This is a genomic window from Streptomyces sp. NPDC001787 (genome assembly GCF_040297465.1).
Lineage (GTDB): Bacteria > Actinomycetota > Actinomycetes > Streptomycetales > Streptomycetaceae > Streptomyces.
Map to the genome: position 1 here is coordinate 22,002 of NZ_JBEOZE010000019.1, position 22,402 is coordinate 44,403.

General features: G+C 73.6%; 19 protein-coding genes. 8 read left to right on the forward strand and 11 right to left on the reverse strand.

The features are described 5' to 3' along the window. Positions 1 to 44: 44 nt before the first annotated feature. On the reverse strand, positions 45 to 758 hold the full coding sequence (locus tag ABT170_RS24395) for a cupin domain-containing protein (RefSeq protein WP_351870727.1): 714 nt from the start codon (positions 756 to 758) through the stop codon (positions 45 to 47). Between the two features lie 280 nt (positions 759 to 1,038). Here ABT170_RS24395 and ABT170_RS24400 point away from each other — a divergent pair, with 280 nt between their 5' ends. The 4 genes from ABT170_RS24400 (at position 1,039) to ABT170_RS24415 (ending at position 5,085) form a co-directional block, all read left to right on the forward strand. After that, complete coding sequence (locus tag ABT170_RS24400; RefSeq protein ID WP_329943159.1) at positions 1,039 to 2,124, forward strand: WD40/YVTN/BNR-like repeat-containing protein; 1,086 nt, start codon at positions 1,039 to 1,041, stop codon at positions 2,122 to 2,124. A 45-nt stretch (positions 2,125 to 2,169) separates the two neighbouring features. Beyond that, entirely contained in the window at positions 2,170 to 2,847 is a 678-nt protein-coding gene (locus tag ABT170_RS24405; protein WP_329943158.1) for a uracil-DNA glycosylase, read from the forward strand. 65 nt (positions 2,848 to 2,912) lie between these two features. Continuing rightward, entirely contained in the window at positions 2,913 to 3,995 is a 1,083-nt protein-coding gene (locus ABT170_RS24410; RefSeq protein ID WP_329943157.1) for an N-acetylglucosamine kinase, read from the forward strand. A 166-nt stretch (positions 3,996 to 4,161) separates the two neighbouring features. After that, positions 4,162 to 5,085, forward strand: a complete 924-nt coding sequence (locus ABT170_RS24415; RefSeq protein ID WP_329943156.1) for a sirohydrochlorin chelatase — start codon at positions 4,162 to 4,164, stop codon at positions 5,083 to 5,085. Between the two features lie 132 nt (positions 5,086 to 5,217). Here ABT170_RS24415 and ABT170_RS24420 read toward each other — a convergent pair whose 3' ends face one another. After that, positions 5,218 to 6,285, reverse strand: coding sequence for a lactonase family protein (locus ABT170_RS24420; protein ID WP_351870732.1), 1,068 nt, complete (start codon positions 6,283 to 6,285; stop codon positions 5,218 to 5,220). Positions 6,286 to 6,490: 205 nt separating this feature from the next. Continuing rightward, on the reverse strand, positions 6,491 to 7,993 hold the full coding sequence (locus tag ABT170_RS24425; RefSeq protein ID WP_351870935.1) for an FUSC family protein: 1,503 nt from the start codon (positions 7,991 to 7,993) through the stop codon (positions 6,491 to 6,493). A gap of 228 nt (positions 7,994 to 8,221) precedes the next feature. Between ABT170_RS24425 and ABT170_RS24430 the strand changes: the two genes are divergently transcribed. Continuing rightward, positions 8,222 to 8,704: an Lrp/AsnC family transcriptional regulator gene (locus ABT170_RS24430; protein WP_329943154.1), complete on the forward strand. Its 483-nt coding sequence runs from the start codon at positions 8,222 to 8,224 to the stop codon at positions 8,702 to 8,704. Positions 8,705 to 8,995: 291 nt separating this feature from the next. Beyond that, a complete protein-coding gene (locus tag ABT170_RS24435; RefSeq protein ID WP_351870735.1) occupies positions 8,996 to 10,354 on the forward strand; it encodes a serine/threonine-protein kinase in 1,359 nt (452 codons plus the stop codon). Between the two features lie 53 nt (positions 10,355 to 10,407). On the opposite strand, the gene ABT170_RS24440 is transcribed toward ABT170_RS24435, so the two are convergent. The 3 genes from ABT170_RS24440 to ABT170_RS24450 form a co-directional block, all read right to left on the reverse strand. Continuing rightward, positions 10,408 to 10,800 carry a VOC family protein gene (locus ABT170_RS24440; protein ID WP_329943152.1) on the reverse strand — a complete coding sequence of 131 codons (393 nt, stop codon included), beginning with the start codon at positions 10,798 to 10,800 and terminating at the stop codon, positions 10,408 to 10,410. Beyond that, entirely contained in the window at positions 10,797 to 11,099 is a 303-nt protein-coding gene (locus ABT170_RS24445) for an ArsR/SmtB family transcription factor (protein ID WP_329943151.1), read from the reverse strand. The genes ABT170_RS24440 and ABT170_RS24445 overlap by 4 nt, the downstream gene beginning before the upstream one ends. A gap of 202 nt (positions 11,100 to 11,301) precedes the next feature. Then, positions 11,302 to 12,213, reverse strand: a complete 912-nt coding sequence (locus tag ABT170_RS24450; RefSeq protein ID WP_351870739.1) for a glycoside hydrolase family 16 protein — start codon at positions 12,211 to 12,213, stop codon at positions 11,302 to 11,304. A gap of 331 nt (positions 12,214 to 12,544) precedes the next feature. Here ABT170_RS24450 and ABT170_RS24455 point away from each other — a divergent pair, with 331 nt between their 5' ends. Further along, positions 12,545 to 13,045, forward strand: a complete 501-nt coding sequence (locus ABT170_RS24455; RefSeq protein ID WP_443034291.1) for a DNA polymerase ligase N-terminal domain-containing protein — start codon at positions 12,545 to 12,547, stop codon at positions 13,043 to 13,045. A gap of 74 nt (positions 13,046 to 13,119) precedes the next feature. On the opposite strand, the gene ABT170_RS24460 is transcribed toward ABT170_RS24455, so the two are convergent. From ABT170_RS24460 to ABT170_RS24470, 3 genes are all read right to left on the reverse strand, one after another. Next, positions 13,120 to 17,988, reverse strand: coding sequence for a HEAT repeat domain-containing protein (locus ABT170_RS24460; protein WP_351870742.1), 4,869 nt, complete (start codon positions 17,986 to 17,988; stop codon positions 13,120 to 13,122). Next, positions 17,985 to 18,434 carry a MerR family transcriptional regulator gene (locus ABT170_RS24465; protein WP_329943147.1) on the reverse strand — a complete coding sequence of 150 codons (450 nt, stop codon included), beginning with the start codon at positions 18,432 to 18,434 and terminating at the stop codon, positions 17,985 to 17,987. Before ABT170_RS24465 ends, ABT170_RS24460 begins: the two co-directional genes overlap by 4 nt. 74 nt (positions 18,435 to 18,508) lie before the next feature. Further along, positions 18,509 to 19,681: an MDR family NADP-dependent oxidoreductase gene (locus ABT170_RS24470; protein WP_351870746.1), complete on the reverse strand. Its 1,173-nt coding sequence runs from the start codon at positions 19,679 to 19,681 to the stop codon at positions 18,509 to 18,511. A gap of 344 nt (positions 19,682 to 20,025) precedes the next feature. Between ABT170_RS24470 and ABT170_RS24475 the strand changes: the two genes are divergently transcribed. Continuing rightward, entirely contained in the window at positions 20,026 to 20,439 is a 414-nt protein-coding gene (locus tag ABT170_RS24475) for a DUF6083 domain-containing protein (protein ID WP_329943145.1), read from the forward strand. A gap of 46 nt (positions 20,440 to 20,485) precedes the next feature. Here ABT170_RS24475 and ABT170_RS24480 read toward each other — a convergent pair whose 3' ends face one another. After that, positions 20,486 to 21,484: an alpha/beta hydrolase gene (locus ABT170_RS24480; protein WP_351870750.1), complete on the reverse strand. Its 999-nt coding sequence runs from the start codon at positions 21,482 to 21,484 to the stop codon at positions 20,486 to 20,488. Between the two features lie 93 nt (positions 21,485 to 21,577). Beyond that, positions 21,578 to 22,294: a C39 family peptidase gene (locus ABT170_RS24485; protein ID WP_266928904.1), complete on the reverse strand. Its 717-nt coding sequence runs from the start codon at positions 22,292 to 22,294 to the stop codon at positions 21,578 to 21,580. Positions 22,295 to 22,402 lie beyond the last annotated feature (108 nt).

Below are 22,402 nucleotides of genomic sequence, written 5' to 3' on the forward strand. Positions count from 1 at the left end.
TCCGGAATTGGAGCACACGCCCGGCACGGGCCACCGTCCGGCGGTCAGCCCGGGTAGACGTCCAGCCGACCGCACATACCGAACCTGCCGCGCACGGAGGGCTGTTCGGCGTACAGGCAGGCATCGGCGAGATGACCGCCGCCGCCCCGGGCCAGCGCGTCGAGCTGCTCACCGGTCGCCTCGGACGCGGCGGCGGCCCCCCGCCGCCAGCGCTCGCGCCAGTCGTCGACCCGGGGACGTACGAGCGCGGCGGCGGCACGGTGGAACGCGGCCAGCGGCTCGGGGTCGCCCGCCTCGGCCGCGCCGCGCAGCGCGAGGAAGCCCTCGACGGCGAGGTCGCGGCGCGTGCGGGCGGCCCGCTCCTGCTCCGCCTCGGTGCCGTCCGCGGGGAGCGTGACGGCCGCGCGGTAGAGGTCCGGGTCGGCGAGGAAGCGCGGCGGCAGGGTGAGCACGGCGTCACCGGCTTCGGGAAGCCCGCTGTTCTGCATCAGGACGACGATGCGCAGACCGTCCTCGTTGACGAGCCGGTGGACGGTACCGGGGGTGAACCAGACGAGGGCTCCGGGCTCCAGCGGCGTCCGCCGGAACCCGGAGGCGGTGAGCGTCTGCACGGAGCCCCTGCCTCCGACCACCACGTACCCCTCCGAGCAGGTGAGATGGATGTGCGGGGTGCCACCGCGCAAGCCGTCCTCGGTGGGCCAGTCGTAGACGCTCAGATGCGAGACGGCGACGGCGCCGGGCAGTCCTTCGAAGGTCACTGCGGGTACTCCTGGGGTTCGGGCGCCCGGCCGCCGCGACCGCGTGGGCAAGCGCTTTCCATCGGCAGCTGCACGCTAGGTCGACCGCCGGACACGGGTCAAGGGCCGGCCACCCCCGGTCCCGTCACCGCCCCGCCACCGCCCCGGCCCGTCGCCCCTCTCCGGGCGTCACCGCCCTCGCCGCGCCGGTCCGCACGGACCGCTCCGCGCGAGCCGCTGTCCGCGGTCGGGTGCAAACTGTCCGGTATCCGGCACAACGGCGTTTCGGGAGGTCGTGGTCATGACCGAGGTACTGCTCACGGTAGGCACCCGCAAGGGACTCTTCATCGGCCGCAGGCGCGGCGGGACCTGGGAGTTCGGCGATCCGCACTTCCGCGCCCAGGCGATCTACTCGGTGGGCGTCGACACCCGCGGACCGGCTCCCCGGATCCTGGTCGGCGGCGACAGTTCGCACTGGGGCCCGTCCGTGTTCCACTCCGACGACCTCGGCGCCGGCTGGGTCGAGCCCCGGCGGCCCGCGGTCAAGTTCCCCACGTTCACCGGGGCATCGCTGGAGCGGGTGTGGCAGTTGCAGCCGGCCGGCCCCGAGGCTCCCGGCGTGGTCTACGCGGGGACCGAGCCGGCGGCGCTGTTCCGTTCCGAGGACCGCGGCGAGAGCTTCGAGCTCGTCCGTCCGCTGTGGGAGCACCCCACCCGCTCGAAGTGGGTGCCCGGCGGTGGCGGCGAGGGCCTGCACACCATTCTGACCGACCCGCGGGACCCGCGGGCGGTGACCGTCGCGGTCTCCACCGCCGGGGTGTTCCGGACCAAGGACGGCGGGGAGAGCTGGGCTCCGTCCAACAAGGGCGTCTCGGCGGTCTTCCTGCCCGACCCGGACCCGGAGTTCGGCCAGTGCGTCCACAAGGTCACCCGGGACGCGGCCGATCCCGACCGGCTCTACCTCCAGAACCACTGGGGCGTGTTCCGCAGCGACGACTCCGGGGACCACTGGACCGACATCGGCGGGGGACTGCCGTCCGACTTCGGTTTCGCCGCCGCCGCGCACCCGCACCGCGGCGAGACGGCGTACATCTTCCCGATCAACGCCGACGCCGACCGCGTCCCCGCCGAGCACCGCTGCCGGGTCTTCCGCACGAGCGACGCGGGACGGACCTGGGAACCCCTGTCGACGGGCCTGCCCGCGGGGGCGCACTACGGCACGGTGCTGCGCGACGCGCTCTGCACGGACGACGCGGATCCCGCCGGGGTCTACTTCGGCAATCGCAACGGCGAGTTGTACGCGAGCGCGGACGACGGGGACAGCTGGCGGCAGCTCGCGTCCCATCTGCCCGATGTGCTGTGCGTACGGGCGGTGGTGCTCGCCTGACCGGCAGTTGATCGGAGTGGTCGTATCACCAGTAGAGTGCGGCTCGTGGCAGCACGACCGTTGAAAGAAATCGTAGAGCCGGGGTGGGCGCAGGCCCTCGGACCCGTGGCCGACCGCATCGCCGCGATGGGCGACTTCCTCCGCACCGAGATCGCCGCGGGGCGCACCTACCTGCCCGCCGGGGCCCATGTACTGCGGGCGTTCCAGCAGCCGTTCGACGAGGTGCGGGTCCTCGTCGTCGGTCAGGACCCCTATCCGACCCCGGGTCATGCGATCGGGTTGAGTTTCGCCGTGGCACCCGATGTCCGGCCGTTGCCCGGCAGCCTGGAGAACATCTTCCGGGAGCTGCACACGGACCTGGGCCTCCCCCGGCCGTCCAACGGCGATCTCACACCCTGGACGGAACAGGGGGTGCTGTTGCTCAACAGGGCGTTGACGACGGCGCCACGACGGCCCGCCGCACATCGCGGCAAGGGCTGGGAAGAGGTCACCGAGCAGGCCATCCGGGCGCTGGTGGCACGTGGCACGCCGCTGGTGTCGGTCCTGTGGGGGCGTGACGCCCGCAATCTGCGGCCCCAGTTGGGCAATTTCCCGGCCATCGAGTCCTCGCACCCCTCCCCCATGTCGGCGGACCGCGGGTTCTTCGGCTCACGCCCCTTCAGCCGGGTCAACGAACTGCTGGAGCGCCAGGGCGCGCAACCGGTCGACTGGCGGCTGCCGTGACGGACGCGCCGTCGCGCGGCGCGGCCCGCGGCGTGGATACGGCAACGGGGTCCCGGACTTCGGGAGTGCCGGCCGTCGGCCCGTACGTGATCGGTGTGGACTCGGGCGGGTCCGGGCTGCGCGTGGCGCTCGGGACGCCCGGCTCACCGAGCCCGCTCGCAACCCTCGTCTGCGCCGAGCCGGTGCGGACGGGGCCGGCGGGCATCGACGCCGCCCATCTGCTGGAACAACTGCTGCCCGCCGTACGGACGCTGCTGGAGCGGCCGGAGGCCGCACAGGGCTCCGGGCCGGGCCCGGAGGGGACCCGGGAGCGGATCGCCGCCGTGGCCGTCGGGGCCGCCGGGATGGCGACGCTCGGCGATCAGCTGCGTGCCGAGCTGCCCGCGGCGCTCGCGGAGGCACTGGGCGTGCGCCGGCTGGCCCTGGCGGCCGACGCGGTGACCGCGTACGCGGGCGCGGTGGGCCAGCGGCCGGGAGCGGTCGTCGCCGGCGGAACGGGCCTGATCGCGCTCGGCACGGACCTGACGACATGGCGCAGGGCCGATGGCTGGGGACATCTTCTGGGTGACACCGGCGGCGGCGCGTGGATCGGCCGAGCCGGTCTCGACGCGGCGATGCGCGCCCATGACGGACGACGCGGGGGATCCGCCGCGCTGCTCGCCCGGCTCATCGCCGTGTTCGGTCCCGCGGCGGGACTGCCGGGCCTGCTCTACCCGCGGACCGACCGCCCCGCGCTGCTCGCGTCGTTCGCCCCCGAGGTGGCGGCGTGCGCCGGTGACGACCCGGTCGCCGCGGACATTCTGCGCCGGGCCGCCGGCCATATCGCCGAGGCGGCGGCAGCGGTGTGCCCCGGGGCGGCTTCCGGCGGAGGCACCGACGACGGGCCCGGCTGCGAAGTGGCCCTGACCGGGGGCCTGTTCCGGATGGGCGAGGCCCTTCTCGTACCACTGCGCGAGGAACTGGCCCGGCAGGTGCCGCAGGCTGTCGTGGTCCCCGCGTCGGGTGATCCGCTGGACGGTGCGCTGGGGATCGCGCGGGCGCTGGCGGAAGGCGGGCTGCGACTGCCGCTCCATCCGACGCTGTTGTGCGTACCGGCGTCCGCGCCGTCGCCCGTACGGGAGTCCCCACCCGCGCCGGAGCGCCCCTGACGCCCCCGCGCACACCCACGCCCGGTTGCGCGCCCCTGTCCGAAACCGGACCGACAGAGCAGGGCAGTTGCCCGGTACATCACTCATCAGACATAAGCGGACAGATAACGCCTGACTGGACCCTCCCCGAACAGAGGAGCATCCAAAACCAGTAGCATGCGGCGCCATGAGCACCCCCACTGGGCCCGCTTCCGGCCTGCCTGTACGAATGCCGCGACCTCGCCAGTCCGGACGGCACCGCCGCCCGGAGCCCGTGGTCGCGCCCGAGGGCGCTGCCGCGCTCGTTCTCGCCGTTCCCGGTACCCCCTCCTCGGCCACGCGCAGTCTGGCCGAAGAGGTGATCAGCATCGCCCGTTCCGAGCTTCCCGGTCTCAATGCGCAGATCGGCTACCTCGACGGCGACGACGCCGAGTACCCCACCTTGACCACCGTTCTCACCCACGCCGCCGCGGAGCGCGTCGCGCGCTACGAGCAGGCCAGGGCCGTGGGCCGCGAGGTCGCCGAGCCCTCGGGCCCGCCCGCCGTCGTGGTGCCGCTGCTCGCGGGGCCGGACAGCGCCCTGATCCGGCGCATACGGCAGGCGATCATGGACAGCGGCACCCCGGTCGAGCTGACCGATGTGCTGGGCCCGCACCCGCTGCTCGCCGAGGCGCTGCACGTACGGCTGTCGGAGGCCGGGCTGGCGCGCGCCGACCGTGCGAGGCTGTTCACCGTGGCGACCGCCGCCGACGGCATCGTGCTGGCCACGGTGGGCGGCGACGAGGCCGTGAGGGCGGCCGGAATCACCGGAATGCTCCTCGCCGCCCGCCTCGCGGTGCCGGTGATGGCCGCCGCGCTCGACGTGGAGGGTTCGGTGGCGTCGGTCGCCGAGCAGCTGCAGAGTTCCGGGTCGGCGCAGCTCGCGCTGGCGCCCTACCTGGTGGGCCCCGAGATCGACGCGGGCCTGCTGGACGCGGCGGCGAAGGAGGCCGGCTGCGCGGTCGCCGAGCCGCTGGGCGCGTACCCGGCGATCGGCAAGCTCGTGCTGTCGCTGTACGCCACGACCCTGGGGATCACTCCTGCCACACCGCAGGGCGCGCAGGCGCACTGATCCGGCCCTCACCGGGCTTCTCCGGGCGAGGGGAGAGCGGTGGGGCGCGGACCGTACGACCGGTCCGCGCCCCACCGCTCGTACCGCGTCCGCCATCCCCCGGTCCGGGGTCCGGGGGATACGGGTGCGGGATCAGGCGAAGACGACGCAGGAGGCCGCAGGGGCCTCGATGGAACCCGCGAACCGCGGGACTCCGGTCTCCGCGTCCACGCCGAACCAGCTCACGTCCCCGGAGTGCTCGTTGGCCGCGTACAGCCACTGTCCCGTGGGGTCGAGGGTGAGGTCGCGCGGCCAGCGGCCACCACAGCTCACGGTAGCGGCCAGGGCCGCGCTCCCGCCCGTCTCGTCGAGGGTCACGACCGAGATGCTGTCGTGCCCCCGGTTGGCGGTCCACAGGAACCGTCCGTCGTGCGAGACCACCACTTCGGACGGGTAGGTACGCACCGTGTCGCCCGAGGACGGGCCCTCGGGGAGGACCGCGATCTCACCGGTCGGTTCGAGGACCCCGGCAGCCGCGTCCCAGCGGCACACCGTGACGGTCGGCTCCAGCTCGTTGAGCACATAGGCGTGGGCTCCCCCGGGGTGGAAGGCCATATGGCGAGGCCCGGTGCCCGGCCGCAGCGCCGTCTCACCGCGCAGGCTCAGGGCCCCGGTCCCGGGATCCAGGGCGCAGACGCGTACGGAGTCGGTGCCGAGGTCCACACTGAGCACCCATGCGCCCGAGGGGTCGGTGAGCACCTGATGGGCGTGCGGGGCCGCCTGACGGCCGGCGTCCGGACCGCTGCCCTCGTGCTGGAGTACGGAAGCCGCCTCCCCGAGCGATCCGTCGGCCCGTACCGGCAGGGCGGTGACACTGCCCGAGCCGTAGTTGGCGGTGACCAGGTGACCGCCGGCGAGCGCGAGGTGGGTGGGAGCCTCACCGTTCACCGCCCGGATCCCGCCGAGAAGCCGCGGTACGTCGCCGCTGATGTCCAGGGCGGCGGCCGTGCCCCGGGCCGTCTCACCGACCGCGTACAGGGTGCTGCCGCCCGGACCCGGGCCCAGCCCGACGGCGAGGAACGAGGGGTCCGGCACGGCGTCCGTGGACCCGAGGACGCTCAGTGCGCCGGTGTCGCGGTCCACGGCGACGGCGGTGATGCCCGGCCCGCCGTTCGAGGTGAACGACCCTATGAATGCCCGCCCGGCGCTGTCGCCGCCCATCGCGCTACCCCTTTTCACCGTTCGTCGCGATCTTCACGGCCGACGGTAGCAGGCAGCACCCCGCCCCGGTCTGGACCAATCAGGGACCGAACCAGGGGGCGCGGGCTCCGCGGCGCACGCCACCGCTTCCGTACCCGGCTCGCTCCCGGTCAGAGCCGGATCAGGGGCAGGGGCAAGGGGCAGAAGGCAGAGGCAGAGGGCAGGGTCAGGCGGAGACGAGCGGCGCCCTGGGTGAGCTGCGCAGCGGCGCGGCGAGCTCCGCCAGCGCGCGCTCCAGCGCATGCAGATGGACGAGCGCGGCCTCGGCCCCCGGGTGGTGGTGCGGCGCCTGGAGCGGTACGGCCGACTTGTCCGTACGGGGCTGTCCGGGCGGCGCCAGGGCCAGCACGGCGGCCTCCACCCGGTGGCAGGCGGCGGTGAGGCGCGCGTCGTGGGAGGCGTCCGGGTCGGCGGCCACGGAGGCGAGGCCGCGCACCTCGCGGGCGCACGAGTCGAGCAGGTCCAGAACCTGGCGGGCGCGCGTCTTGCGGGCGCGCAGGGGGCTGAGGGGGTGGACGAGCGGGGCGAGGGAGAGCCTGGCCCGGCCCAGCAGCAGTTCCAGTTCGGCGGCGAGCGGTGCCGGGTCGGAGTGCTGGTCACCGGCCAGCCGCAGCGCCGCCGCGCCGGTGCAGCGGTGCACGCAGTTCAGGGCCCGCTGTATCCAGGCCTCGGTGGTGGCATGCGTGGTGACGGGCAGGATCAGCGCGACCCCGAGGGCCGCGCCGAGGGCCCCGGCGGCGGTCTCCTCGAAGCGGAGCCACAGCAGCGCGGGGTCCAGGACACCGAGGAGTCCGTAGAGCAGGCCGGCCATGACGGTGACGAAGAAGGTCATCCAGCTGTACGAGGGGGCCGCCGTGTAGAAGATCCCGAAGACGCAGACGGCGACGAGGGCGGCGGTGGGCGCGGGTGCCCCGTGCAGGGGTACGGCGACGAGCAGCCCGACGCCGATGCCCGCGACGGTGCCGATGACCCGGCGGAAGCCCCGGACCAGCGTCTCGCCGCGCGAGGCGGTGTTGACGAAGATCCACCAGGCGGTGCCGACCGCCCAGTACCAGCGGTCCGGGGAGAGCAGCAGCCCCACCACGAGCGCGATCCCGCAGGCCGCGGTGGCCTGGAGGGCCTGCCGGGTGGTGGGCCTGGCGAGGCCGCGCCCGGTGAGAGGCGCGGGCTGGGCGGGCGGCGGGGTGCGGCGCTCGACGCACCAGAGGCCGAACCGGACCGCGCAGGAGGCCGCGACGGCCAGCGCCACCGCTCCGTACAGCTCGGGCAGCTGGCCCGGGACGGCGTGCAGGAACTGGGTGCTGAAGAACATCATGAAGCCGAAGACGCCCAGCGCGTGGCCGCGTGGGCCCCAGCGGCGTGCGTACACCCCGGCGAAGACGACGGCCAGCCAGCAGACGGCCCGCAGCAGGGGCTGCCCGTGCAGGGTGCTCGCCAGGGCGAGGACCGGGAAGCCGGCCACGGGCAGCAGCAGGGTGGTGACCGCCTGCCCGCGGACGGTGGGGTCACCGACCGTGAACAGCGCCAGAAGTGCGGCGAGTCCTCCGGTGATGGAGGCGGTGAGGGACAGGCCGGCCAGTTCGGCCGCGGCCACGGCCAGGCCGATGCCGAGCACGGCGCGCAGGGAGACCCGCAGTCGCACAAGCCCCGGATCCGGGGCCACGAACATCCTCTTCACGACGGTCGGACCGCCCCCTCCGGCTGGTGAACACCCTCTTGTGCATGGCAAAGGCGCCGCGGAACCGGAAGCGGCTTCGTCGCCGTCCGGCGCTGCGCGGCGCCATCTATCGGCAAAGGAAAGCACTTGTCGGGACAGTGGCCCAAATCGACCGGTTAGCACTGGGCCATTGGTACAGTCGGGGCCGGTATCGATCAACCAGGAAGAAGCCAACGGACCATGGCAGTGGACGCCCTCGACACCCGCATCCTGCGGCTGCTCATCGAGCAGCCACGCACCAGCGTGCGCGAGTACGCGCGCGTCCTCGGGGTGGCCCGCGGCACTCTGCAGGCACGGCTCGACCGGCTGGAACGGGACGGGGTGATCACGGGCACCGGCCCGGCCCTCTCCCCGGCGGCGCTCGGCCACCCGGTCCTGGCCTTCGTCCATCTGGAGGTCACCCAGGGGCATCTGGACGATGTGGGTGACGCGCTCGCCGCCGTCCCCGAGATCATCGAAGCGTTCTCCACCACCGGGGGCGGGGATCTGCTGACCCGGGTCGTGGCCCGGGACAACGGGCACCTGGAGGATGTGATCCAGCAGCTGATCCAGCTCCCCGGAGTGGTCCGGACACGGACCGATGTGGCGCTGCGCGAGCGGGTGGCGCACCGGGTGCTGCCGCTGGTGGAAGCCGTGGGCCGGGCGGCCTCGACCGCCGGCTGACCGGAGGTCGCGGCCCTGGGCGCCGCCCGGGACCGGGGCCGTGCCGTCCACGATCTGCCGATCCGTCATCCTCCGGCCACGCCTGGGGACGGCCGGAGCGACCGCCGGGGCATTCGCGGTCCTACAGACCGATATCCTGACCGGGTCGCGCGCCCCACCCCTGTCCCGCTCCCGAAGAGTGCGAAGAGGGGCGGGTCCCACGGCAGTCGGAGCGGGCCACAATTCGAGATTGGTGCACAGGTGCTGGTAGCTGGTCGGTACCGGTTGGTATCCCCCATCGGTCGTGGCGGCATGGGCGAGGTATGGCGTGCCACGGACGAGGTGCTGGGCCGGGCCGTGGCCGTGAAGCTGCTGCTGGGAGACCACGCGGACGCCTCGTCGACGGCTCGCTTCCGCATGGAGGCGCAGACCGCCGCCCGGCTGAGCCACCCTCACCTGGTCGCCGTGTTCGACTTCGGCGCGTGGGAGGACCGCTTCTATCTGGTGATGGAGCTCGTCGAGGGCCGGAGCCTGAGCGACGTGCTCGCCGCACAGGAGACCGTCCACCCCGAGCAGGTGGCCCTGATCGCGGGTCAGGCGGCGGCGGGGCTGGCCGCCGCACACCGCCAGGGCATCGTCCACCGGGACATCAAGCCCGGCAACCTGATGCTGGACGCGGAAGGGTCGGTGAAGATCGGCGACTTCGGGATAGCCCAGTTCGTCGACGATCCCTCCACCGCGTTGACGACGGCCGGTCACATCGTGGGAACCAGCCTCTACTTGGCGCCGGAGCGCGCGCTGGGCCGCACGGCCGACTCCGCCTCCGACATGTACTCCCTCGGCTGCGTCATCTACCAACTCCTCCTGGGGCAGCCGCCGTTCCGCTCCGACACCGCGACCGCGACGCTCTACCAGCACGTCGACACGGCGCCGGTGCCGCTCAGACAGCGGGGCGTGGACATCTCCGCCGCGTTCGACTCGTTCCTGCTGGGGCTGCTCGCGAAGCAGCCCGAGGACCGGCCGAGCGCCCAGCAGGTCTCCGACTGGTTCCGCACCGATGCCTGGCGCGGCCACCCCGAGCCCCTGCCGATGCAGACACCGCTCGCCCCGCCGACCTCCCGGCCCGCCCCGGCCGCGCCGCCGCAGGCGGCTCCGGCCGCGGCGCCGGCCGCTCCCGCGGGCCCCGCGACGTACCGGCTCCCGCAGCCCACGGGCAGGAGACGCAGCACCTCCAACAGAGCCGCTCCCGCTCGTCGGCGCAGCGCGCGTGAGGCGATCAAGCGGCGTCCCCGGGTGGCGAGCGCCATCGCGGGAACGGCGACGTTCCTGGCCGCGGTGTACCTGGGGATGATCCTGTTCTCACCGGACTCCAGTTCGGCCGGCACACCTGACTCCGGGCCCGGTTCCGGCACGGCCCCGACCGCGGGCACCGACGCACCGGCACAGGGCGACGCGGACGGCGACGGCTCCAGCGGGAGTGGTCCGGCGCAGAACCAGCAGAGCCAGGCCCCGCAGAGCCAGGCCCCGCAGGACGCGTCGGCCGGGGACGGCGGAGAGCAACAGGACGGCGGGCAGCAACAGGGCGCCGGGCAGCAGGGCCAGGGCCACGGGCAGAAGCAGGGCGAACGGAAGAACGGGCACGACGGGGACGAGGAGGACTGGGAGGACTGAAGTCCGGCGCGCACCGCCGGGCCCGCCGCGCCGTAGGGCGTACGGCCGGACGCCTACTGCGGCTGTGTCGCGATCTGGATCAGGTTGCCGCAGGTGTCGTCGAGGACGGCGGTGGTGACGGGGCCCATCTCCAGGGGCTCCTGGGTGAAGCGGACACCGAGGCCGCTCAGCCGCTCGTACTCCGCCCGCACGTCGTCGACGGCGAACTGGGCGAGCGGGATGCCGTCCTCGACGAGTGCGTCGCGGTAGGTCCTGGCCGCCGGGTGGCCGGCGGGCTCCAGCAGAAGCTCGGTACCGCCGGGCTCCTCGGGCGAGACGACGGTCAGCCACCGGTCCTTCTCCCCCAGCGGGACGTCGTGCTTCTTCACGAAGCCGAGGATCTCGGTGTAGAAGCGCAGGGCCTCGGCCTGATCGTCGACGAAGACGCTGGTCAGGTGGATCTTCATGGGGTGCTCTTCTCCGGTCCGGGTGTGTCGGGCACGGGCCAACGCTCGGCGATCTGCCGCAGCGGGGCAGTGTTCAGGTCATGGAACTTGCAGCGGCCCTCCCGCCTGGTCCCGACGAGACCGGCGGCCTCCAGTACGGCGAGGTGCTGGGAGACGCCCTGGCGCGATATCCCGAGCTGGTGCTTCATGCTCAGGCGCGCACAGATCTCGAACAGCGTCTGCCCGGACTTCTCCGCGAGCTCGTCCAGGATGGTGCGGCGGGTGGGGTCGGCCAGGGCTTTGAATATGTCGTCGGCCACGACCCCAGAATAGGCAAACGTTCACTTGCCTATCAAATCGGGGGACACCGCGCCCCGAGCCGGCCCTCCGGCAACGCTCACACCGGGAACACCGGGAACACCGGGAACACCGGGAACACCGGGAACACCGGGAACACCGGGAACACCGGGGACGCCGTTCGGGCGGCGGCAGGGACCGGCCTGCCGGCCGCCCGAACGTGACTCAGCCGGTGGTGACCCGGACGTAGTCGACGACGAGTCGCTGCGGGAACGTGGTGTTCCCGTCGGGGTCGCCGGGCCAGTAGCCGCCGACCGCGAGATTGAGGATCAGGAAGAACGGTTTGTTGAACACCCACTGCTTTCCGCCGAGGTCGGCCGGCGTGCGCCGCTGGTACACCGTGCCGTCGACGGACCAGGTCACGGAGTCCGGGGCCCAGTCGACGGCGAAGGTGTGGAAGTCGTCGGCGAAGGCGGCCCCGCCCGGGAGGGTGTAGCCGGCGCCGATGCCGCCCGAGCCGGAGTAGCCGGGGCCATGCAGGGTGCCGTGGACCGTGCCCGGTTCGAAGCCGACGTTCTCCATGACGTCGATCTCACCGCTGTTGGGCCAGCCGACACTGCCGATGTCGTCGCCGAGCATCCAGAACGCGGGCCACATGCCCTGACCGCGCGGCACCTTCATCCTGGCCTCGACATGGCCGTACGCCGTGGTGAACCTGCCGGAGGTGTTGAGCCGGGCCGAGGTGTACTGGCAGGTGCCGTACCAGCACTGGTAGTCGGCGGGATTCTCCTTGCGGGCCGTGATGACGAGATTGCCCTGACCGTCGAGCGCGGCGTTGCTGTTGCCCGCGGTGTAGAACTGCCGCTCGTGGTTGTTGACGTTGTCCCCGGTCTCGATCTGCCACCTGCCGCCGTCCACGGCGGACCCGGCCGGGCCGTCGAAGTCGTCGGAGAAGGTGACCGCCGAAGGCGCCGCAGCCGGGTGGGGGGCGGCTGGGTGACCCGCGGGTCCGGGTGCGGCTCCGGCGGGCAGGGCCGTCACCAGCGCGGAGACACAGAGCAGGGAGAGCGCGTACAGCGTGGTGCGGCGGCGCCCGGAGGTGTGCCGCACGGTATGGCGCGAGAGGTGCACAGTCATCACATCACTTTGGTGTGGGGGTATGCGCATGACAGACACACGCCGAGAGGTGAACGATCTGAGGGATCACCTCGGGCGTACTTTTCACTACTTGTTGTAAGGGAGCGCTCGAAGGAGCGTCAATGGCCTGGTCCAGACCGGAACGGGAACGGAGTACGCCCCTGGCATGTGCGTCTGAACCCGGCGCCTCCTCGGCCCCGTCCGTCGTGCGGTCCACGGCCCGCGGCGGCACAGTGGAAGGAAGGGGCGGCGCGGGCGGAGGGAGCACGGCGTGGACGGCGACGGCACACTTCGGCCCCGCTTCGTGGTGCAGATCCACGACGCACGGCGCATGCACTTCGACTTCCGGCTGGAGGTCGGCGGCGTGCTGAAGTCGTGGGCGGTTCCCCGGGGCCCGTCGGAGAACCCGAGCGACCGGCGGCTGGCCGTTCCGACGGAGGACCACCCGCTGGAGTACCGCGAGTTCGAAGGGGTCATCCCGCAGGGCGAGTCCGGCAGCGGCACCGTGATCGTGTGGGACCAGGGCACGTACCGCCCGCTCAGCCACGACCGGGAGGGCACCTCCGTACCGTTCGAGGAGTCGCTGGCCCTCGGTCACGCCACGTTCTGGCTGTACGGCGCCAAACTGCACGGCGAGTTCGCCCTCACCCGGTTCCGGTTGGGCGACGAACCGGACGCGGCGGGCCAGGAGGCATGGCTCCTGATCAAGGCCAACGACCGGCTGGCCGTGCGCGACAGGCCCGGCTCGCCCGACCCGTACCACGCCCGGTCGGCGCGCACCGGGCGGACGCTGCACCAGGTCGCTGCCGCCGCGCGGGGGCATGACGGCTGAAGCGCTCACCCGGACGCGGAGGGACATGGCGGTGGAGGGGCGCGGCGCGCGGGGCGGTGGATCGCACGGAGCGTCTACGCGTCGTCGGCGCTCATGAGCCGTGCCAGGACGTCCGTGTAGCGGGAGCGCCGGTCGGGGCGTGCGTGGGCGGCGGCCCGCCGGAGCGCGGGGACGGCCGCGGCCCCGAAGCGTGTCAGGGCCTCGACGGCCGCGCTGCGGACGGTGGGCTGCGCGTGGCCCAGCAGTCCGGTCAGCGCGGGGACCGCCGGTTCCCAGCCCGCGTGGGCGAGTGTCCGGACGGCCATGCGCACCACATCGGGCTGGGGGTCGTCGAGCAGCAACATCGTCTGCCGCGCGTGGGTGGAACGGTCCAGGAGAGCGCGCGAGGTCCGGTGGGCGTGCAGACGCACACCGGCCTTCGGGTGGCGCAGCAAGTCGTCGATCAGGCCGCTCAGCTCCTGCTCCCGGGCGTCGTACGGCCCCGGCCGCCCCTCGCCCACCGGCCGTCGGCCGTACCGCTCGGCGAGCAGTGTGAGGGCCCGGCGTATCTCCTCGGGGGTACCGCCGCGGGCCCGGCCGAGCAGTTCCCGCGGAGTGGGAGCGGCCCCGGCTCCTTCCGTCGCCGCCGGGGCCGCGGAGCGCAGGGCTTCGAGCGCGGCGGCGTCCTCCCCCGCGGCTTCGGGCCCGCGCAGGGGCCCTTCGACGAGCAGGAGCCGGTCTGCCAGGGCGTCGCGTCCGTCGCTGCGCAGGTTTCGCCGGGCCCGTACCAGGGCGGGGGTACGCAGCAGCGGCTGTCCGGACAGCAGTTCCAGGACGCCCGGGGATCCCGCGTCGACGCGCGCGCCGAGGAGCTGCGCCAGTACGTCGCCGGGGACTCTGCCCAGTACGTTCCGGGCCTCCGTGCGGAGGCCGGGCGGCCCGCTCTCCCACCACTCCACCACCAGCGGGACGAGCGGTGGCAGATCCCAGGGGTCCAGCCACCCGGCCATGCGGAGCACCCGGTCCGGGCGGACCCCGTCGCCGCGCAGCTCCGCCTCGCCGACCGTGGCGAATGTGCGGGCGAGGCCGGCTCCGCCGGTCTCTTCGTCCACCCGGCCGCGCAGGAAGGCGCGGAGCACGGCGCGGGCGGTCCCGGGCTCGGGCCAGGCCCGCAGGGCCTTCGCCGCGGCGTTGCGCCGGTCCGGATCGGGGCCGTCCAGCATGGTCAGCAACCGGGCGCGCAGGGCGGCCGAGCGCGGCTGGTCGAGATCGTCGGAGTGTACGGACCTGGCGGCGGCCGGAGGCGTGGCCGCCCCCGGGCCCACCGCTGCCCGCCCCGTCCCGGCGTTCCCGGCCGTCCCTGCATTCCCGGCTGTCCGTGCGATCCCGGCCGTCCCGGCGATCCCGGCCTTCTCGGCGATCGTCCATGCCGGTGCGTCGAGGGGCTGAAGCCGCTGCATCCAGTCGACGAGGCGGTCGCGCACCTCGGGGTCGGCGTCCGGGTGGGCGACGATCAGCGCGTCGAGGCAATCCCTGGAGTCCGGAGCGGGGAGGGCGGCGCGGCGAAACTCCTCGAAGTCCCGGGGCGTGCGTACGGCGGCGCTCAACGCGGCCTGCCAGGCGGACAGTTCGACGGAGTCGGCCCGGCCGGCGGGGGCAACGGCACGCTCCGGCACACCGAATGCCTCACGCAGCACCGCGGGCCCGGCCCGCCAGGGGTCGGCTCCGAGGTGGGCGGCGGCGAGCGCCCGGTCCAGATCGGCCCGGACCAGCACCGCGCCGCACTGCCGGAGCAGGCCCAGAACGGCCGTGCCGCCCCCCGCTCCGGCGGGCAGCGCGCGTACCGACTCCACGACGGCGAACCGCTCGGCATCCGACAGCCGCGGCGCCACGGCGGCCAGAGGGGCCATGAGTTCCGCGGCGAACTCCCCCGCCGCCGTCCCCGACCTCCCGCCCGCGACCTCGTCGAGCACGGTGATCAGCACCCCGCCGAACCGGGCGAACGCGGCCACTTCGCCGGATGTCCACGGGGCGGGGCAGAGCCGGAGCACACAGCGCAGCAGCCGCAGCCGGGCGTCGGCGGAACGCGCGCGGGCGGTCAGCCCGAGCCAGTCCTCCAGCAGGGGCCGCAGCTTCCGCAGCTCCTCCGGGCGGTGCGCGTCCAGTGGTTCGGGCCGCGCCGCGATACGGAGGGCGGCCGAGGCGTTCCACCCCCCGGTCAGCAGGACGGCGACCTCGAAGTCGGCTCCGTCGCCCGGCCCGGAAGCGCGCGCGGCGGGGTCCCCGGGGGTGCGCGCGGCAGGGGGCGTGACGCCGTGCCTCGACATGGGCTCCGCCAGTTCCCCGGCGGATCCCGATGCCAGACGGACACCGCCCGAGGCCACCAGGGCGAGCAACGCCGGAACGACCGCCGACACCTGGGCGTCCAGGGCCAGGACCGCTCGCCCGGTCAGTGCGCCGTCGAGGCCCGCCAGCAGGAGCCCGCGGGCGCGCCGGTCCTCGCACTGTTCGGCGGCGGCCAGCAGGGTGGCCGCGTAGGCGTCCCCCAGGATCGTGCGCAGCGCCTCCACGAGTGCGGTACGCAGGCCCGGGTTGTCGTGCCTGCCCAGCCGGTGGAGCAGCCGGGGCACGGCCGCCGGCCCGCCCGCGCGGACCAGGACGGAGGCGGCGGTCTTCTTGATGTTCATGTTCGGGTGGTCGAGACAGGCGGCGACCGGGACGTCCGCCCAGCGCGCCCGTGCGTGCCCGAGGGCCAGCAGCGCCTGGCGGACGGTACGGATGTCCCCGGACCCGGTCAGCACGGTCAGCGTCGCCGACAGAGCCTGTGCGTCGTCCCCCTGGGCATCGCGTGCCAGCAGCGCGATCACGTGTTTGCGTACGTCCGGGTCCCGGCTGCGCAGCAAGGGGTGCACCCGCGGCCGGACATTCACCACGTCCGGCACCCGGAGCAGCGATCTCAGCAGAACCGCCTGCTCAGCGCCGGAGAGCGCGGGGCGGTCCAGCAGGTCCAGTGCCATCGTGGCGACGAGACCGTGGCCCGCCGCCCGCTCGTCCACCGCGTCGAGCAGACAGACGGGCCGGATGCGCTGCCGCCGGTGGAGGCGGCGCCCCAGGGCCTGCACCGCGTCCAGGACCTCCTGCGGCACCTCGGGTTCGCCGGGCGGACGGGCCGCGTCCGGGCCGGACGGGCCGGAGCCCTCGGCCGGGGGTGAGGCGAGGTCGCGCACCACGCGCAGGAGCAGGTCGGCGATGACGGGCAGGGTTCCGGTTCCCGCGCCGCCGTGGTCCGCCAGCCGGCACAGTGCCGCCACGGGCTCGTCCGGGGCGGGCCGGGAGCGCAGGAGTGCCAGTTCCGCCTCGTCGGGCCCGCCCAGGTCGGCCGCGATGCGGCCGGGCAGGTCGGTGGGGTCGAGCCGTACGAGGATGCGCTCGCGGTCCTCCGGTTCCTCGCTCAGATGCCACAGGATCTCCAGGGCCCGGTGCCGGACGCCCCGCAGCGGCGCCGCGATGGTGCCCGCCTCCCCAGGCGTGACGGTGACCTCGCCGTCGCCGCCTCCCCCGACGGGGCGCAGGCCCAGGCCTTCGGCGAGCACCCGGACCGTACGGCTGCCGCCGATGGCCTCCAGTACGCCGAGAGCCGCCAGGGGCGCGGTGGGCAGGAGCGCGATCACCGCCTCCTCGGCCTCCGCGTGGCGCAGCGTACGAATGGCGTCGAGAAACGGTCCGGGCGCGGGAGCCGCCGGGAGCCGTCCGGTGATGGTCTCCCCGATCGGCAGCTCCGGTGCCCCCTGACCGGCCAGGGCGACGAGGAGGTCGAGCCGGCGGGGCCAGTCCGGGTCTCCGTCCGGCGCGTCGGCCAGGGCCTCGTACATCGCCCGGCGGCAGGTGTAGAGGACGGTGGCGACCTCACGCGCCGGGATCGAATGGTCGGTGAGGGCCAGGGCGACGAGGGGCCGGACATCCCGTTCCGTGGGGAAGTGCCCGCGCCGGTGCAGCCCGCGCAGACAGATGAGCAGCGGTCCGGCGAGCAGCAGGGGATCCCGCGCGGCCACCTCCAGGAGCCCGCTGATGTCCTCGCGTTGCGCGCACGCGCCCAGGAGTTCCAGGGCACGTCGGCGCAGGACGGGTGGCTGATCCGGGTCCTCGGCCACCTGTCGCAGGAGGCCGCCGTGCCCGTGCCGGGCCGCGGTGGTGAGCGCGGCCGCCGCGGCCTCGGGCCTTCCGGTGGCGGCATCAGCGGTGAGCGACGGAGCCAGGAGCGACCGCTCCAGCGGCAGCATCGCCGCCCAGGGCTCGGCGAGTTCGTTCAGTGCGCCCGCCGCGACCCCGGCATCGGCCGCGTCGAGCAGCTGGACCAGCCGGGCGCGTACGGTCGCGGGAGCGAGCAGTCCGGTGTGCAGCCCCTGCCGGGCCAGCCGCAGGGCCTCCGCCTGGAGCACCGGGTCCCGGCTGCTGACCAGCTCGGCCACGAGGTGCGCGGGCCTGTGGGCGGCCATGAGGTCGCTGCCGCGCACGGCCTGGTAGAGCAGCTCTCCGGGGGTGCCGTCGCGGATGACGGCGGGGTCGGTGAGAACCTCGGCCCGGAGCCAGGCGACCCGCGCCCGCACCGGCAGACCCGCGCTCCGCCAGTCCGGCCGGCGGTCCCGGGGCAGCCGCGGCCCGAGGTGGGCGCACAGTCCGGCCAGGACGAGCGACTCCTCCGGAGAACCGGACAGGACCCGGGGCAACAGCGCCACCAGGCCGTCCCGTTCGACCGCTCCGGGATCCGCCGCGCCGTGCGGGGAGGCCGTCACCCGCTCCGCGAGCAGCGTGAGCCCCAGATACCGCACCCGGGCGTTCTCGTGCCGGACGAGGCGTCCGAGGATGTCGGGCCCGCAGCCTCCCGCTCCGAGGAGACGGGCCAGCCGGGCGGCGTCGGCCCGGTGGAGAGCGTCCAGGATCTGTTCGTCCGGAGGTGTCGTCACGACCGGATACTAGGCGGGGCGGTCAGGGCGCCACCAACGGAATTCTCCCGGTCCGGGACGTCCTCGGAACGCACGACGACTCGGGCCGCCAGCCGCTCACGCAGCAGCGTCAGCCGGGCGATCTCCGCGTCGATGGCGGCGAGCCGTCGCGCCGCGACTCCCGCGCTCCCGCCGCCCTCCCCCACGTCCGCGGGAACGCTGCACCGCTGCGGCAGGGGGGCGTCCAGCAGCGTTTCGAGATGGCCGGCACAGCCGCGTACGTCCTCGACCGTCAGCCCGAGGGCCAGCAGTTCGCGGACGACTGCGATCCTGGCGATGTCGCGCGTGCCGTACTCGCGCTGGCCCGTGGCGGTGCGCGGCGGCGGCGGGAGCAGCCCCCGTTCCTCGTAGAACCGGAGCGCCCTCGGCGTGGTCCCCGCCGCTGCCGCCGCGTCACCGATCCGCATCCGCCACCCCCGACTGTATCGACGACACCGGCCGTCCACACGCGCCCGGCGTACGTGTACGTGCAGACACACGTCTACAGCTCGACGACCACCATCCCGAAGTGGCGGCCACCGATCACCTCGTGCAACGCCCGTGCGGCGTTTTCCATGCCCTGGACGCGTACATGGGGGAAGGTGATCCTCCCCGAGCGCAGCCACCGGCCGAATTCACGGTCCCACTGCGAGCGGGTTTCCTGGAGGTCGAGTCCGCCGAAGCCCCGCATCGTGATCCGCTTGACGATGACCTCGAAGAAGTCGATCTCGGCCGGGGCCGAGTCACCCCTGCTCCCTTCGGCCAACTGCCCGGACAGCGCGCCGACCAGGACGAACCGCGCACCCGGCCGGGCCACCGTGACGGCGGCCCGGAGCTGTTCGCCCCCGACCAGGTCGATGAACACGTCGATGCCGTCGGGCGCCGCCTCGGCCAGCCGGTCGGCGAACGAGGCACCGGGCTCCCGCAGGACGACCGCGTCGTAGCCGAGGCTCTCCGTCATCCGGTGCGCCTTCTCCGCCGAACCGGTGCTTCCGATGACCCGGCCCGCGCCCAGGAGCCCGGCGAGCTGTCCCGCCATCGAGCCGACCGCACCGGCCCCACCGGACACGAACACCGTTTCGCCGGAACGGAGTCCGGCGCCCTGCGTGAGTGCCGCGTACGCGAGGGGTCCTTCGGAGAGATGAGCCGCCGGGTCGGGCAGTTCGTCACCGAGCAGGGTGTATCCGCCGGCCGGGACCACGGCGTACTCCCTCCAGCCCAGCCAGTGCGACACCCATGCGCCGATCCGGGGGACCCCCGCCGTCGCACCGTCGCCGCCGGGTTCCTCCTGCCCGTTCCCCTCTCCCGCGCCCGTGGCCACCACCTCTCCGACCGCCGCCCCGAACAGCGCGTCACCGGGCCGGATACCGGGGAAGGGGGCGCCCTCCACACCCCCGGCGATGACCGTGCGAAGTGCCGGGAAGACCTGGAAGTACCGGTTCCGCACCAGCACTTCACCCGCGCCCAGCCGCGGGATCGCCGCCTCCGCGACCCGGAAGTGCTCGGGGCGGGGCAGCCCCTCGGGAACGGAGACGAGCCGCACCTCCCTCGACGTACGGGCGACCGGTGAGGCGGCGGAGGCATGGGGCGCGGGGCGGTCCTGCGGGGAGCCGGAGTCGTGCGGGGTATCGGTGGCGGGGGGCTGGGCGGGCAGGATCGGCTGGTCGGCGGGCATGGCGGTCTCCTCGGCTGCCGTCTTTCCTCCGGCCGTCCGGCCCGGAGGGACCTGGACGGTAAACCCTCACCCGTACGTCAAGGGCAAGCACCGGGCGCCACGCCCTCCCCGGCCCGGTGGTGTCCGGCTGTCCGGCTGTCCGGCTGTCCGGCGGACGGGAATTTCCGTCTCCTCACCGGCCGATCCGGCGAGTACCAGTACGGAACCGGCCAAGGAGTTCGCTACCGCTGCGCAGGTACACGCCTCATGTGGCGTGTGGCGTCACTCCGGTCGACTTCCGTCCCCTGTGTCACGGCCGGATCGCGTCCTACCAAAACCCCCACGCGGTCCGGACCCTGAAGACCATGGGGTACACCGAGAACGCCGCGCCCGCCCCGTACCACCCCGACGACGCTCCGCAGTCCGTACGCGAGGGAGCCACCGCTCCCTCTCCGCCGGCACCGCCCGACTGCCCGCTGTGCGAACTCCCGCAGGACCGCTACCCCACCCTCCATCCGCGGGCGTGGGTGCTGCTGGAACCCGGCATCACCGTCCCCTCCCACACCGTGCCGCCCCGGCGGCGGTGGCTCATCACCACGGACGGCGTCGCCTGGAACACCTGGGACGCGGAGCCGGTCCCGGGCGCGCGGTGCCGGATCGCCCACCGCATGGTCTGTCCGTGGCTCGAAGCCGATGACCTCTGGCCATGGGCGACCGCGCTGCGGCAGGAGAACGTGCGCCGGGCGCAGCGGCTCTTCAACCTGCCGGACGCGGGCTGAGGCCGGGGCCGCCCGCGCCCGTCACCGACGAGCGCGAGCGGCTTTCCTAGGCCTTGCGGAGCCGGGCGACGATGCCGTCCAGGTCCCGCTGGAACAGATCGGGGCGGACGACGTGCCCACCGGGGACCTCGTGCCACTCGTGCGGGATACCGGCAGCGCCGAGTCCGCCCCGGAACTCCCGCTGCCCTGCGAGCACCTGCGTCTCGTTGATCCGGTCGAACCAGTTGACCGGATCGGGGCTGGTGCCCGCGACCAGGAAGACCCGCTTGTTCCGGTAGCTCTCGATGCGCTGCACGGGGTTGTCGGCGCTGACCCTGGCCTCGTCCCACAGCGGCGCGCCGTAGACCGTGCCGCCGCCCAGTTCCACGGCCGCGGAGGAGACATTGGCCCAGTGCGTGACGAGACCCGCGTCACGGCGCAGGCTGGCGGGCCCGGAGTGGGCGCTCACCGAGGCGAAGTGACCGTAGTACTTGGCCGCGTACTTCAGCGCGCCGAAGCCGCCCATCGAGAATCCGGAGACCGCGCGGCCGTCGTACTCGGCATAGGTGCGGAAGTTGGCGTCGATCCACGGGAGCAACTGCGCGATATGGAACGTCTCCCAGTTCCGGGGGCCGACGTTGGAGCTCACCGGGTTGGAGTACCAGCCCGCGTGGCCGCCGTCGGGCATCACGACGATGACCGGCTTTCCGGCGGTCCAGGCACGGATGCCCATACGGTCGAAGGTGATGAAGTCCTGGTCCGTACCGCCGCCGTGGAAGAGGTACAGGACCGGGTAGCGGCGCCCACCGGTGTGATACCCGTCGGGAAGCAGGACGTTGACTCCGGGATCCCAGCCGATCGCGTCGGTCGCGAAGCGGTAGTACCACATGCGGGGATCGTTCTCGTTGTGGTCCACGATCCGCAGCCCGAAGCCGTCGCCCGCCGCACTGGCCGCGGAGGCCGACGCCAGGACCCCGCCCGCGCCCAGGGCCGTCGCCGCGGTGATTCCGCCGATGGCCCTGATGACACTTCTGCGGGTGGGGCTGTGGGGACTGTGATGACTCAACTTGTTCTCCTGGAGTGGAAGTTATGGGGAGATCACGCTCACCGGACGCAGGGGCACCGGAACACCGGGTGCGGGAGAGTCCTCGGCCGGGAGTCAGGCGGAGTACCCCTTCGGAGGGATCAGCGTGGCGAGCTGGTCGAAGGAGATCCAGTAGATCTGGTTGCCGCCGAACGAGGCGGGGTCGGCTATGAGGACGGTGCGGTCCACCTCGTCGTAGCCGAAGACGGTGAAGTAGTGGTAGATCGTCTGGTCCGAGGGGTACCCGGGCGGCTGATTGCCCGGCGGCGCGACGATGTTGGCCACCAACGGGTAGTTGCGGTCGATGTCGAACACGATGTCGGACCAGAGCAGGTCCCGCTGCGCCTGGGTGGGCGGGTCGTTCGGCATTTCCTTGGTCTCGTACCAGCCGCCGCCGAGGTTCGCGTTGAGTACGCCGGTCACCTGGCCGATGTGGTCGGTGCCCGCCTCGGTGGTGCCGAGCTGCCGGGCGAGTTCCCCCTGGGCCGGCGGGGCGGTGCGGGCGGAGAGGGCGATGCGGGTGGCTGCCGGACCGCACCAGTAACCGGTCTCCTGGACCTGGTAGTCGATCTGCAGCCAGTGCGCGCTCCGGGTGCGTCCGGAGTCGACGCTCAGCCGGCTGCCCGGCCGGTCGTACCCACTGACGACGGCCGTGCCGGCCTTCGTGCCATGGGCGAGCACGGACACGGCCGGGATGCCCGGCGCGGACGAGGCATGGGCCGCCGTACCGGGAAGAAGGAGGGCTCCGACGACGGCCGCGGCGGCCGTGAGGGACACAAGTCTCTTACGCATGGGGGCTCCTGGAGGGGGACAGGCCCTTACGGGAAGAAACGGCTTCGGGGATCACCCGGCCGTGTGCGACTGCGCGACCAGCGTGGTTCCTCACCCTCCGCGGGCACA

Bases quoted from the DNA above. Each gene is read 5' to 3' on its own strand.
- ABT170_RS24415 (WP_329943156.1), top strand. From the start codon at position 4,162: ATGAGCACCCCCACTGGGCCCGCTTCCGGCCTGCCTGTACGAATGCCG.
- ABT170_RS24450 (WP_351870739.1), bottom strand. From the start codon at position 12,213: ATGACTGTGCACCTCTCGCGCCATACCGTGCGGCACACCTCCGGGCGC.
- ABT170_RS24455 (WP_443034291.1), top strand. From the start codon at position 12,545: ATGCACTTCGACTTCCGGCTGGAGGTCGGCGGCGTGCTGAAGTCGTGG.
- ABT170_RS24435 (WP_351870735.1), top strand. From the start codon at position 8,996: ATGGGCGAGGTATGGCGTGCCACGGACGAGGTGCTGGGCCGGGCCGTG.
- ABT170_RS24430 (WP_329943154.1), top strand. From the start codon at position 8,222: ATGGCAGTGGACGCCCTCGACACCCGCATCCTGCGGCTGCTCATCGAG.
- ABT170_RS24425 (WP_351870935.1), bottom strand. From the start codon at position 7,993: ATGTTCGTGGCCCCGGATCCGGGGCTTGTGCGACTGCGGGTCTCCCTG.
- ABT170_RS24470 (WP_351870746.1), bottom strand. From the start codon at position 19,681: ATGCCCGCCGACCAGCCGATCCTGCCCGCCCAGCCCCCCGCCACCGAT.
- ABT170_RS24420 (WP_351870732.1), bottom strand. From the start codon at position 6,285: ATGGGCGGCGACAGCGCCGGGCGGGCATTCATAGGGTCGTTCACCTCG.
- ABT170_RS24440 (WP_329943152.1), bottom strand. From the start codon at position 10,800: ATGAAGATCCACCTGACCAGCGTCTTCGTCGACGATCAGGCCGAGGCC.
- ABT170_RS24400 (WP_329943159.1), top strand. From the start codon at position 1,039: ATGACCGAGGTACTGCTCACGGTAGGCACCCGCAAGGGACTCTTCATC.
- ABT170_RS24485 (WP_266928904.1), bottom strand. From the start codon at position 22,294: ATGCGTAAGAGACTTGTGTCCCTCACGGCCGCCGCGGCCGTCGTCGGA.
- ABT170_RS24475 (WP_329943145.1), top strand. From the start codon at position 20,026: ATGGGGTACACCGAGAACGCCGCGCCCGCCCCGTACCACCCCGACGAC.
- ABT170_RS24465 (WP_329943147.1), bottom strand. From the start codon at position 18,434: ATGCGGATCGGTGACGCGGCGGCAGCGGCGGGGACCACGCCGAGGGCG.